The organism is Murimonas intestini (genome assembly GCF_024622195.1).
Lineage (GTDB): Bacteria > Bacillota > Clostridia > Lachnospirales > Lachnospiraceae > Murimonas > Murimonas intestini.
In genome coordinates, this window is sequence record NZ_JANKBI010000016.1 from 1 (window position 1) to 12,654 (window position 12,654).

General features: G+C 47.1%; 10 protein-coding genes. 7 read left to right on the forward strand and 3 right to left on the reverse strand.

Annotated features, from left to right (window positions below):
• Positions 1 to 280: 280 nt before the first annotated feature.
• Complete coding sequence (locus NSB28_RS18895; protein WP_109748275.1) at positions 281 to 520, reverse strand: hypothetical protein; 240 nt, start codon at positions 518 to 520, stop codon at positions 281 to 283.
• Between the two features lie 592 nt (positions 521 to 1,112).
• Between NSB28_RS18895 and NSB28_RS18900 the strand changes: the two genes are divergently transcribed.
• From NSB28_RS18900 to NSB28_RS18930, 6 genes are read left to right on the forward strand one after another with little or no spacing between them, the layout of a single operon-like run.
• Complete coding sequence (locus NSB28_RS18900) at positions 1,113 to 2,087, forward strand: ABC transporter ATP-binding protein (RefSeq protein WP_109748284.1); 975 nt, start codon at positions 1,113 to 1,115, stop codon at positions 2,085 to 2,087.
• A 9-nt stretch (positions 2,088 to 2,096) separates the two neighbouring features.
• Complete coding sequence (locus NSB28_RS18905; protein ID WP_109748274.1) at positions 2,097 to 2,840, forward strand: ABC transporter permease; 744 nt, start codon at positions 2,097 to 2,099, stop codon at positions 2,838 to 2,840.
• Positions 2,834 to 3,868, forward strand: a complete 1,035-nt coding sequence (locus NSB28_RS18910) for an ABC transporter permease (protein ID WP_109748273.1) — start codon at positions 2,834 to 2,836, stop codon at positions 3,866 to 3,868. The genes NSB28_RS18905 and NSB28_RS18910 overlap by 7 nt, the downstream gene beginning before the upstream one ends.
• Entirely contained in the window at positions 3,840 to 6,431 is a 2,592-nt protein-coding gene (locus tag NSB28_RS24735) for a LuxR C-terminal-related transcriptional regulator (RefSeq protein WP_276538830.1), read from the forward strand. Before NSB28_RS18910 ends, NSB28_RS24735 begins: the two co-directional genes overlap by 29 nt.
• Positions 6,432 to 6,461: 30 nt before the next feature.
• The gene (locus tag NSB28_RS18925) at positions 6,462 to 6,689 is read left to right on the forward strand and encodes a hypothetical protein (RefSeq protein ID WP_257497889.1); all 228 of its coding nucleotides are present in this window, start codon (positions 6,462 to 6,464) and stop codon (positions 6,687 to 6,689) included.
• A gap of 24 nt (positions 6,690 to 6,713) precedes the next feature.
• A complete protein-coding gene (locus NSB28_RS18930; protein WP_109748270.1) occupies positions 6,714 to 7,784 on the forward strand; it encodes an iron-containing alcohol dehydrogenase family protein in 1,071 nt (356 codons plus the stop codon).
• Here the strand turns inward: NSB28_RS18930 and NSB28_RS18935 are convergent.
• On the reverse strand, positions 7,735 to 9,318 hold the full coding sequence (locus NSB28_RS18935; RefSeq protein WP_109748269.1) for a helix-turn-helix domain-containing protein: 1,584 nt from the start codon (positions 9,316 to 9,318) through the stop codon (positions 7,735 to 7,737). The genes NSB28_RS18930 and NSB28_RS18935 overlap by 50 nt on opposite strands.
• Complete coding sequence (locus NSB28_RS18940; protein ID WP_109748268.1) at positions 9,308 to 11,125, reverse strand: cache domain-containing sensor histidine kinase; 1,818 nt, start codon at positions 11,123 to 11,125, stop codon at positions 9,308 to 9,310. Before NSB28_RS18940 ends, NSB28_RS18935 begins: the two co-directional genes overlap by 11 nt.
• Before the next feature lie 199 nt (positions 11,126 to 11,324).
• Between NSB28_RS18940 and NSB28_RS18945 the strand changes: the two genes are divergently transcribed.
• Complete coding sequence (locus NSB28_RS18945) at positions 11,325 to 12,632, forward strand: ABC transporter substrate-binding protein (protein WP_109748267.1); 1,308 nt, start codon at positions 11,325 to 11,327, stop codon at positions 12,630 to 12,632.
• Positions 12,633 to 12,654 lie beyond the last annotated feature (22 nt).

Below are 12,654 nucleotides of genomic sequence, written 5' to 3' on the forward strand. Positions count from 1 at the left end.
TGAAACTCTTAGGCCCCGAAGAATGCGGTCAGCAAAAGTGAGCGCTTGCGCTCAAGGCCGGAGCTGTCTGAGGGGCGGTTGCATCAGCAAACGCACCGAGTTTCCGGCCGCCTTTTGCGTTTCAAGCAGTCTCCGGGGCCTTAGAGTTTCACGACGTAGCGGTTGGACTGAACCACGAACTCTCCCACCCGCCTGCCCCTCCCACTGATTCACTGCCTACAATGCAAAGCATCCTCCCCGCCTTTAATCAGCTAAACAGCAATTTACATTTTATCAGTACTCAAGAAAAGAGATTCTGCCCACTTTTCAACCTGGCTTCGTTTTGAAGCAGCTCGATATCAGGATTTGTTGGTTCCTCTTTTTTATTAATACTGGCAATTTTTTGGTCACTTATTTTTTTCAGGGCTTTTTTTCCTGAAACCTGCCTTTTATAATTGATCTTGTTGTAAATTGCCAAAACAATCAATACCAATACAGGAATAGCTACTATACAAATAAGAAAAATTGTTGGTGTATTCATACCTGCTCCTTTCCCTACAATCCCTTGTAGTTAAAATATACTTTTGCGTATTAAAAGGTTCCTTATTTCTTTCAATTCACATTTTGAATCCACATACTGTTAAAAAAGACACAGCAGTTTTGCTGACTTTTATCCAGCTGCGGATTCCTCACTGGTTTTGTAAAAAATTTTATCTTTACGTTCATTATACTATACGTTGTGTGAATCAACAATATATCAGATTAAATATATTGATAATTTTGTAAAAATATAATTATTGATAAATATAATGAGGCGTAATATAAAAATTATAAATTATCATTGATATAAAGTCATGATACAAGCGGAGATGGAAAACAATAAATTATGCCAATTTCCTGATACATATTTGTTGAAGGAGAAACTTCTGAACAAATGTGGATTGAAAGAATTAAGATAAGGGGATGAGAAATATAGCCGCCTGCAGTATGAGAAATCAACCGTTCGGTTGATTTCTTTTTTTAATCCGGGTAGTAGGATATAGTTATCAAAGGAAAAGGAGAGGGCAGCGGATAAATGCGGAGTTTCCCAAATAAGGAGTCTTTCGGCATACAGCTGCCAGGTTAAAATGGATATGAAGATCAAAGAAGATGAAGGGATAAAATGCAGCGAAGGTCTGCTGAGGGTTGAAATGCTTAATAAGTCATATGGTGATAAGCATGTAGTAAATGATCTGTCGTTCCAGGTGAACAGGGGAGAGATACTCTGCCTCCTGGGGCCCAACGGGGCGGGGAAGAGTACAACGATCAATATCCTGTGCGGGCTGCTGGACAGTGACGGGGGCAGGGTACTGTGGAATGGCAGGGATATCTGGACATGTCTGAATGCCTACAAGAAAAATCTCGGAGTGGTCCCCCAGGAGCTGGCTATCTATGAGGATCTGAGCGCAGAGAAAAATGTTTCTTTTTTTGCCTCCCTATATGGCCTGAAAGGCAGTGAACTGAAAGAGAAGACAGAGGAGGCTCTTGAGTTTGCCGGCCTTTCTGACAGAAAAAAAGATAAGGCATGCACCTTCTCAGGAGGTATGAAGAGAAGGCTTAATATTGCTTGTGCCATCGCGCATGGGCCAAAGCTGCTAATTATGGATGAGCCCACGGTCGGGATCGATCCCCAGTCCAGGAACCACATTTTAAGCTCTGTCAGGAATATGCAGTCAAAAGGGATCACAATCTTGTACACTACTCATTACATGGAAGAGGTGGAGGAGATATCTGACAGGATCCTGATCATGGACAGCGGCAATATTATTGCGGAGGGGACCTGCGCCAGCTTAAAAGAGGGGATTTTTGACGAGAGACAGTTTGTCCTGGAAATGGAAGAGGGACACAATACAGATACTGATGGATTTTTCAGGATAGAAGGTGTCCGCGGGGTTGATAAAAAGGACGGACAGATCATAATATCATCCCTTAAAAATGTAGAAAACCTGGAGGGTATAATAGAGATGGCCCAGAGGGACGGAGGACGGATAAAGAATCTGTTCTGCAGGACTGCTACACTTGAAAATGTATTTCTAAAGCTGACAGGGAAAAGCCTTAGGGATTCATAGGGAGGGGATATGATGAGAAATTTATGGCTGATTGCCAAAGCAGATTTTAAGAACCTGATTACAAATCCAATGTGGGTGTTCTACGCTACTGCATTTCCCCTGCTTCTTGTTATGATAATAGGGTATCTGACAAAGGGAGCGTATGGGAATGGGTTCAGCTCATATGATTATTACGGAGTCACCCTGATTATCTACTCCGCTCTGAGCAGCGGGATGACAGCGGCAAACGCATTTATGGAAGAGCGGATAAAGAAACCGAACATGAGGATTATATATGCGCCTGGAAACGTGAAGAGCCTGTTTCTGGCAAAGATTGGTGCATCTTTTGTATTTTCTTTTTTGGCTCATATTGTTGATTTTGCCATACTGAGCCTGGTATTTGGCATTGAGGTAAAGGGAGTGGGGCAGCTGTTGGTGCTGCTGGGCCTGACAGAGCTGTTTTCGGTTACGCTGGGGATCACTATGTGCTGCGTGATCAAACAGGAGTCCATGACAAATCAGCTTCAGAGTATTATTATCAATCTTCTGGCTGTGCTGGGAGGCGTGCTGTTTTCCCTTGATGGGTTTGGCGGGACTGTCAGGAAAATAAGTATGATATCTCCTGTCAAATGGATCGTGAATGCAGCTTTTCAGATCATATATGACAGAGATTCTCATCTGCTGCTGCCAGCAGCCGGATTTTTGGCAGGGTGTATCATTATTATGACAGCTGTCTGCTGCTTTACATTCAGGAAGGAGGACTGCATATGCTGACTGTTTTAAAAAATAACTGGGCGCGTATCATGCAGCAGAAGCAATATCTTGTAACAGCAGTGCTGCTCACATCTCTTGCAGCGGCAGCAGCTATCCTGCTGACGAACAGGCTTCAGACAACGCCGGATGTTGCAGTGCTGGGAGGCAGGGCAGAATATCTGGAGGAGGAATGCAGCGTCACCTATCCGGAAAAGGCGCCCGCCAGGTCAGAGCTTCTTATGAACAGGTATGATGCTGTTGTAAAGCTTGCAGATGACGGGAGTTTTGACATTGAGACTGCTAAGGGAGACGCATACAGGGAGAGAATACAGGCAGCCGTGCAGGCAGGCCAGGGTGCACTGCAGGCCGGAAATGCAGGCAGAGCAGGCGTCCTAAACGATAAAGGTATTACTGCAGGCCAGGAAACCAGGCAGGTGGGGACGAATATCATAGGATATATGATGATGTTCCTGCTGATGCAGGGGATACTGTATGGGAGGATGTTTGCCGAAGATAAGGAAAAGCATCTTATAGAGAGGATAGCAGTATCTCCCATGTCCTTTGGCAGATATCTGGCCGGGCAGGCAGTATTTATCTGGGCTCTTGTATTTGTGCCCTCCTTCATAATGGTTTGTATCGCTAAGCTGGCAGGTGAGGATACGGGATTTACCCTGGCACAGTTTGCTTTTCTTCTGGCTCTGTGCTCTATGCTTTCTACCTGCATGGCTCTTTTCATACATTCCTTTTTTATGACAGCCGATACGGGCAATATGGCAGGGAGCTGTGTGGCTGTGCTCACAAGCGTACTCTCAGGGACATTTTATGATCTGGGAGGGGGAAGCTCATGGGCAGACAGGGCGCTTTACCTGATGCCTCAGAAGAATCTCATGAGGTTTGCTGACTTATGGGAAAGAGGAAAATTGAATCAGGATGCTGTAACATCTCTGATTTATGTTATAATCATCTCAGCAGTTTTTATCAGTATAGGCATGCTGAAGACGAGAAAGGACTATGTACGGCATGGAAAGAGATTATGTAAAGCAGAGTGATTTTCCGGTAATGCCTGTGAAATGCAGGATCCCGGCGCCAAGGAAAAACTATATTCCCAGAAGAAAGCTGACCAGGCAGCTGGAAGCTGTGGGAGAATACAGGGTCACAGTCATAAAGGCAGGGGCGGGGAGTGGGAAGACTACCCTCCTCTCCTTGTTTTTTAAAGAAAAAGGTGCTGAGGATACTAAATGGATAGCCCTGGATGAACGTATGGACCAGGTGTTTCTGTTCTGGCGGTATATCCTTTTTGTGCTGAGGGACTGCCTGCAGGGAGAGGAAGGCGCCCTGTCAGCCAGTTTCGAGGAGAACGTCCAGAAGGATATACTGTGGCAGATGCTTGCCGTGTTTGTTAATAAGATAAGGGAGGACAGGGAGATTTATCTGGTGCTGGATGATTTCCAGCATATCAGAAATGAATTTCTGATTGAAACTATCGATTATTTTATAAGAAGCATGCCAGGAAATATGCATCTTATCTTACTCTCCAGGGAGACACCAGGTATTTACATGGGCGCGCTCTCTGTCCAGGGCCAGCTTCTGCTTTTGACCGAAGAGGACCTTCGCCTGACGGAGGAAGAGTGCAGGGGATTTCTCATACATACACTTGGCTTTCAGGAAACAGACCCGTCTGTGGAAAAGATAGCGCTTACTTCAAATGGATGGATCGGAGGGGCGCAGCTGCTTGCGGTGGCATCCAGGCTGCAGAAGAATAAGGTATATGCCAATACAAGTGAGCGTGTGATCTATGAATATATCGGCCAGGAAATCTTTTTTACCCTGTCAGGGGAGGAACAGGAATTCCTTGTCAAGACTTCCGTCCTGGAGTATTTCAGCAGAAGTATCTGCGAAGAGCTGCTGCCGCATATAGCCTTTGACAGGGTCATGGGAATGATACTTGATAAAAATCTGTTTGTGGTGAACATAGGAGAGGACGGCAGAGAATACAGCTATCATGGGATCCTGAGAGGTTTTCTGCTGCATATGCTGGAGAAGGACAGGGAGGAAAAGCGAGAGCTTTGCCGCCGGGCCGCCCCAATTTATTTCCGGATTGGAGATCAGGAGGAGGGGGTCAGGCTGCTGCAGGAGGCGGAAGACTACGAGACTCTCATGGAGAAACTTCTGTCTATGCCCCAGAACGTGGTCACATTCAGCTACATGAGCCATGTCCCCATATCTGAAGCAGTTAAGAATGTAAATTTTGCCTATCAGTATTTTTTCTGCCACTATGCATCGCTGGATTTTGAAAAATGTGATGAGATCTACAGGTATATTAAAGAGAATAAGATGGATGATCCTGTTTTTCAGGCATTTGGGAATGTTAATATTTTCTTTAATGTGAATTGGGATTTTAAAAATATCACGGTGCTCTCTCTTGAACAGATAGAAGAGATGGGAATGAATGAGGTGACAAAGGCATATCTGCTTATTAAGGAGGCTTATTTTTTCTTTCTGCAGGAGAATGGGAAGGAGGCAGTGAGATATCTGGACAGGGCGGAAAGTATCTATAAGACAGCAGGAAATATTTATATTGAGTGCTTTGTGCTGATAGAGAAGACGCAGGTGCTGGAAGCATACGGGGAACTGGGGCAGGCCCTGAGGCTTTACTACAGGATGAAAAGCTATATAGAAAGTGTCCCCACCATTGAGGCATCCTACCACATCGGACTTGCGGGACTGCACATTAAGCAGATGAATATGGATGAGGCCTGGGAGGAACTTGAGCTGGCGAAGGCTTCGGTGAAAAAGGGGGCTGATTCTGTCAGCACGGCATATCTGTATACTCTGGCGGAGTGGTATTATATAGACGGACAGTCAGGGAAGGCCGGGGAGATCCTGAAGGTTCTGGAGAAAGATGAGATGTACAGGAATATATATTTCCTGGCCAGGCTTCTGAGGTACCCTATTTACATAGAACACAGCGGTGAGCTGACGGAGAGGTTCCGGCAGGAATATGAACATGCCGATGCAGTTCAGAAAAATATGGATTCAGAGCTGCTGATGATAGGTATATGTTATGATACGGGTAAAACGGGTGAGGCTCTTGATATGGCGGACAGTCTGATCGCAAGGGCGAGAAAATCAGGAAATAAGCTGAAAATCGCGGAAGGCTCCATGCTGAAAGCCAGAATGCTGTATGAGGGAGGAGGGGACAGGAGAGTACTGCTCAACCTTTTTGTGGAGGCAGTGTCTTATGGGACTGAAAATGGACTGGCTCTTCCATTCTGGTATGAGAAGGAGACTGCTGCCGCTATACTGGAAGCGTTCCCCCAGGAAATAAAGAAGAGACTGAGCCCTGAAGCAGTGGATTTTGTGAGAAAAGCGGCTGCTCAAAAGACAGGCCGGCAGGGCGGCGGAAGCAGAAGGATGAGGTATAACCTGTATGAACTGACGGCCAGGGAGCTGGAGGTGATTAAAGAGATGGAGCAGGGGCGTTCAAATAAGGAGATAGCAGAGAGCCTGTGTATATCCATGGCAACGGTGAAGACACATATCATTAATATTTACAGCAAGCTGGGTGTCAGCAACAGGGTGGCGGCTATAAATAAGATGAGGGACTGGTAAAACCGGGTCGTCTCTGCTATAATACCAGTCGTGAAAGAATTTGACGAAAGAAAGGCCGTAACTGTGAAGGTCAGGACTATTGTCCTGCAGACTATCGCTGCAAATCTGGGGACGCTGATTGCCTCTCTGGCAAGCCTGATCTCCTATATATATTATGTACGCAGTGCGGGGAGCAGCAAGGGCAGGTATCTGACAGCATTTACAGGCTACAATGTATTTTTCCTGGGCGCTCTGTCTGTTTCAGCACTCATAATATGATATAAAAAAGGAGGAGTCTGAGAGATGTATTTTTATATGCCAACAAAGGTATTCTGCGAAAAAAACTGTGTTATGAACCATAAGGAGGAGCTTTGCGGGCTTGGGTCAAAGGCATTTATTATAACAGGGAGGCATTCCTCTAAAAAGAACGGGTCCCTGCAGGATGTCAGGACTGCCCTGGAGGAGATGGGTGTGCCATATCTTGTATTTGACGAAATCGAAGAGAATCCTTCAGTGGAAACAGTGATGAAGGCGCGGCAAACAGGGCTGGATGCCGGAGCTGATTTTGTGATCGGTATCGGCGGCGGGTCGCCTCTGGATGCGGCAAAGGCAATTGCCCTGATGATGAAGCACCCCGGTGAAAATGGGGAGTTCCTCTATAGAAAGGGAAGTGATGAGGCATATCCTGTGGCTGCTGTCCCGACTACCTGCGGTACAGGTTCTGAGGCAACACCCTGGGCTATACTGACCAGGCATGAGCTGAGGATAAAGGGGAGCATATCCCACAAGATATTCCCGGCACTGGCGCTGTCGGATCCGGGATACCTGCGCAGTGCCCCTTCCTCCGTTCTGGTCTCCACTTCAGTCGATGCCATGGGGCACTGTATTGAGAGTTATATTAATACAAATGCTACTGATTATACAAGGATGCTCTGTGAAAAGAGCCTGAGCCTGTGGAGCAAGGGAAAAGAAGTACTCCTGGGAAAGAGAGAGGCAGAAGAGGAGGACCTGCAGAATATGATGAACGCCTCCACTCTGGCGGGAATGGCGATCTCCCACACAGGTACCTCCCTTCCTCACGGACTCAGCTACTACCTGACATACGAAGAGGGGGTTCCCCACGGCAGGGCAGTGGGGATTTTCCAGGCGCCATATATGGCGGCAGCAGATGAGGCTGTCAGAGGGCAGGTCCTGGATAAGATGGACTTTCAGGATATGGATGAATTTAAGCATTTTATGGATGAACTGCTGGGCAGGATAGAGATCCCGGCACACATACAGGAAAGGGCAGTCCGGGAAATGCTTCAGAACCATGCCAAGCTTGTCAATTGTCCGTATCCTGTGGATGAAGTGGTACTGAAGAACTTCTTTTAGAAGTCCACTGGCTGGGGGTCATGCCCGTCTCGTTTTTAAATACCCGGCTGAAATACCGGGCGTCCTCATATCCTGTGGCAGAAGCTATGAGTTTGATATCGATTTCTTTTTCAAGGAGTTTTTTTGCCTGCTCTATGCGCAGACCGGTGAGGTACTGCAGGGGCGGGCAGCCAAACTCCTTTTTGAACATGCGGTTTATATAGGACGGCGTATAGCCGAACTTTTCTGACAGGTCCGAGACAGATAGTTTCTTCTGATAATTGTCTGCCAGATATTCCTGTATTTTCAGGCACAACTGCTCAGAACCGGCTTCCAGGGGAGAAGCTTTCAGGAGTTCTTTCAGGATATCCTCAAAGGCTGCACACAGTTCTGCATTCGTTGTTGAAAAGACCATCCTTTCACAGAACTGGCAGCGGGCTTTCTGTACCTGAGCCTCAGGGAGCTGAAACAGGGAGGCGGCCAGCCTGAAGATGTCGTAGAGGCAGCTCTCTGTGACTGACTGGGAGCAGCGCTCCTTAAGGCAGCCCTCCAGGATATTTCTGGAGTAAGAGAGGAAGGAAGAGGGGGAATCCATGCCTCCCAGTGTATCTATATCCTGGCGCAGTTTCTTAGCAGGCGGGCTGAAAAGCTGAGGGTCCTCCTCCAAAAGGGCCATGCCCTGCAGCGCCGGTGCTGTGTACCGGGGGAGTGCTTCCCTCATACGCCGGGCGGCCTGCCAGAGCTCGCGGCAGCTGAGCGGCGAAGCCATCCAGAGTACAAAATAAGGCATGTTTTCCAGCTGTTTTCCCATATGCTGGTGAAGCCTTCTGGCAGTGAAACGTATATCTGCCTGTAGTTCCTTAATATGCAGAATAAGGAATTTCTGAAGGGGATAATGTTCATCAATGAGCCAGAAATAATCAGCCCCCGGGGTCCCCTCAGGACTGAAAAGACCGGACAGGTCCAGGCGTCCCCACAGACCGGGCGCTGAGGATAAGAAAGCAGGCCGAGAGGGAAGAGCGGCGGAATTTAAAAATACTGGCGGCCCTCCCAGAGTAATATGGGCCAGGAGGAAGCTGCCGTCCGAAAAGCTGCTGGGCATGCTGTCCAGGGGGGCATCTCCCTGGATAGCCATAGAGAGGATATTTCTTTCCTGCTGGCGTCTGGATTCCAGGATGGGGGCGGAAATCTTATCCAGGAGCCGTGATATCTCGTCCTGGGAAGCCGGCTTTAAGAGGTAGTCATCAACTCCGTATTTGATTGCCGTGCGGGCGTATTCGAAGTTGCTGTAACCGCTTAATATCACAATATGTACCTGGGGATAGGACTCACGCACACTGCGTATAAGGTCCAGTCCGTTCATGCCCGGCATCTCAATATCTGTGATGAGGATGTCAGGGAGAATATCCTGAAATTTTCTAAGTGTGTCTTCGCCTGTGGTGGCCTGGCCGCATACGCGGATAGAATCTCCGGCTCTTTCCACTTTCTTGACTATATTTCCAAGTATGATAGGTTCATCTTCAGTGACAAATACGGTGATCTCATTATTTTTCATGGTCCATTCTGCCTCCTATGATAACGGAAGATCCATCCCCGGGTCCTCCGTGGTTCTCTATGTCAAATCTAAAATCATTTTCATAAAAAAGCTTCAGACGAAGATAGATATTTGCCAGACCCATACCGTTGATATGTATCTGAGGATAAGCCTCCTCCTGGTCAAGCTTTTTGATCTTTTCATATATCCCGTCCACCACTTCCTTTGAGAATCCGCTGCCGTTATCTGAGATCTCGGCGCACCAGCTGTCCTTATCCTGCCATGTCCTGATAAGGATGTGAAGAGGCCTGTCAGGGCTTCTGGAATATTTTACACAGTTTTCCACAAGAGGCTGTATGACAAGCCGGGGGATGCAGACTGAGGAAAGAGAGGGTTCTGTGTCATATTCAAAGCAGATCTGTCCTCCGTATCTGATAGCCATCAAGTCAGTGTAGTTGCGGGTGTGCTCCAGCTCCCCTGAGAAGGTCGTGCTTTTAGAGAGGTCCTCTGTTATGTAGCGCAGCATCCTGGTCAGCTTGACACACATCTCAGATGCCTGTATGTCGTCATTTTCCTCCGCTATGATAGAAATAATAGTGAGGGTGTTGTAGAGGAAATGGGAGTCCATCTGGGCCTGCAGAGCCATGATCTGGGAATGGATGGACAGGGTGCGGCTGCGGACAATATCATCAAGTGACTCCTTCAGCCGCAGCTGCATATGATTATATGCATCGCTGAGCATTTCCAGTTCATTTAATGAAGTATCTGCATGGTAGGCCGATTTCTCTGAGATAGAGTCCAGGCTCAGGCTTGCTATACTCTCCTTCAGCTTGATGATGGGGCTGGAAATGCTGCTGGCCAGCCTGTAGGTCAGGGCTATGAGAAGCAGCAGGGAAACAGCGGCAATAATAAGGCTGACATTCCTGAAAAAAGATTTGTTGCTCTGCAGGGCAGAATCAGGCGTGCACAACAGTACAGTAAATCCCGTCCTGGAAGAGGAGGTGCCGGCTACTATCTCTGATTTGTGGGTAAAAGGATTTTTAAAATCATTTTTGTTTTCTGTATCCAGTGATATATAGTATTTGAGCTCTTCATCAGGCAGATCCAGGGGATAGACAAGGCGGCCTTCCTCATCAAAGATATATATAGATTCAGCCTGGTTATCATAGGAGAGCAGGGTCGCCTCCAGCAGCTCCTGAATGCTGGATGAGGTGACCTGTATCTCGATGACACCCTTAGGTTCTGACAGTGAGTAGCTGTAGCGTGGAAAAGAGCGGACAAAGGACAGGGTGGGAGTGTCCTCATCCACAATGTTCAGAGAGCCGTGGCCGGGGGGAACGATGAATTTCCTCCCTCTTAATGCGACGGCAGGGTCTATGATATTTTCCTGTATCTCAGGGGTGACCTTATAGTCTTCAGAGGGAGTATATATGTAGCGGCTGCCGAAGTTGATCAGTGAATGGTCTTCCAGGTTCAGGATATTCATGTGAAAAAAGCCGAAATCATATCCTGTGATGGTATAGATGGTCTTCTGAAACTCTCTGTCAGATTCAAAATCCTGGCTGGCTGCATCCACAAAGATATAATCACGGATCTCATCATTCTCCAGGATTTTCTTCTGTATCGAATTGATCTGTTCAAAATACTGGTCCAGCTGGTGGGAGACGATCTTTGACAGCTGCCGGGAACTCTTGGTGTAGTTTTTTAGGAAAGCATTGTAGGCAGTGTAATAATAGAGCAGGCTGGTGAAGATGCATATGATGAGGATCAGGGACCCGTAGGAAACGAAGATCTTTGTTTTAATGGAAGAAAAGTTAGCTTTTTTCATGACGACCTCCCGGATGGGTATTTGACTAAGTGTCTACATTATAGCAAGAACTGCAGGAAAAGAAAATAGAGTTAAACGAAGTGTTCAGTTTTCTCCACCCAAGAGTTCAGAATTGTGCATTTCAAAATCATCTCAGGGAGAATATAATGAGTTCATCAAAACAAAGAAGCCGGAGTGAGAGAAAAGGAGGATTTCAATTATGAAGAGGAATATGACAGTGAAGGTATTGTCGGGGACTATGTGCATGGCGATGGCGGCAGTGACGCTGGCAGGGACAGGCATTGGAGGAATGAAGGCGGAGGCTTCCTCGGGAGAAAAGGTGACGCTGAATTTTGCAGCTTCCCAGAACTGGATACTGGATGTAGACAGAGAGCTGGCGAAGGAATTTGAGGAAAAGACAGGGATTGCCGTCAACTTCCAGCTAAGCCCGGATGACCAGTACCAGACGATCATCAAATCAAAGCTGAATACAGGGGAAGGACCCGACATCTTCATGTCCTACTCAGGAACAAAATTAAAGGATTTTAACCCTGAAAAAAATATGGTGGACCTCTCTGATGAGGCCTGGGTGGCAGATCAGGAGCAGTGGGCCATCGACAGCTCTTCCTACAACGGAAAGCTGTATGCTCAGAATATAGCAGGTGTGGATGACACAAACGGCGTACTCTACAAACCGGCGGTATTTGAGGAACTGGGAATCAAGGTGCCTGCAAACTATGCAGAATTCAAGGAGGCATGTGACAAACTTTTGGAGGCGGGCATCACACCTGTATATGAGTTCGTGAAGGACCTGTGGCATACACATTACTGGATGGAGGGAGCCAGCGCTCTTGCACTTGCAAACAATCCTGAGCTGTATAACCAGCTGAACAGCAATGAGATCGGATTTGCAGATGTTCCGGAATATGTGCAGGCGCTTGAGCAGCTTAAGGAGATGGAGGCAGCAGGGTATTTTGGAGAGAACCATATGTCCAATATCTATGATAACTCTTATGAAGCGCTGGACAGCGGCAAATATGGCATGATCATCATCCATGGCTCTTATCCAAATGAGATGAAGAATAATATTCCGGAGCTGAATCCTGATGACTACAGTATGTTCCCAAGTCCCCTTGTGGATAATGAATACGTGACCCTGACAGCAGGCGGAACTACAAAATGCATCAATGCCGGCAGTGAGCATATTGAAGAGGCAAAACAGTATTTCGATTTCCTTGCTGAGAAGGCTAATGTTGAAAAGCTCTATGAAGAAAAACCATTATACATGATGTCAGCAGTAAAAGGCATCACAGCAGCTCCGACAAAGGCTTTCACAGACCTGATGGAAATAGCGGGCGACAAGAACGCTCCGGGTGCAGAAGCCAGCGTTTACTTCTATGACGGAGGAAAGATCAGTGAGCTTTGCCAGGAAATGTTTGTAGGGTCTCTGACACCGCAGGAAGTACTGGAAGAGTTTGATAATTCAAGAAGAGCTCTCGCTAAAGATGCAGGTCTTGAGGGATTCTGAGGGCAGGACTTTTAGAGAAGGG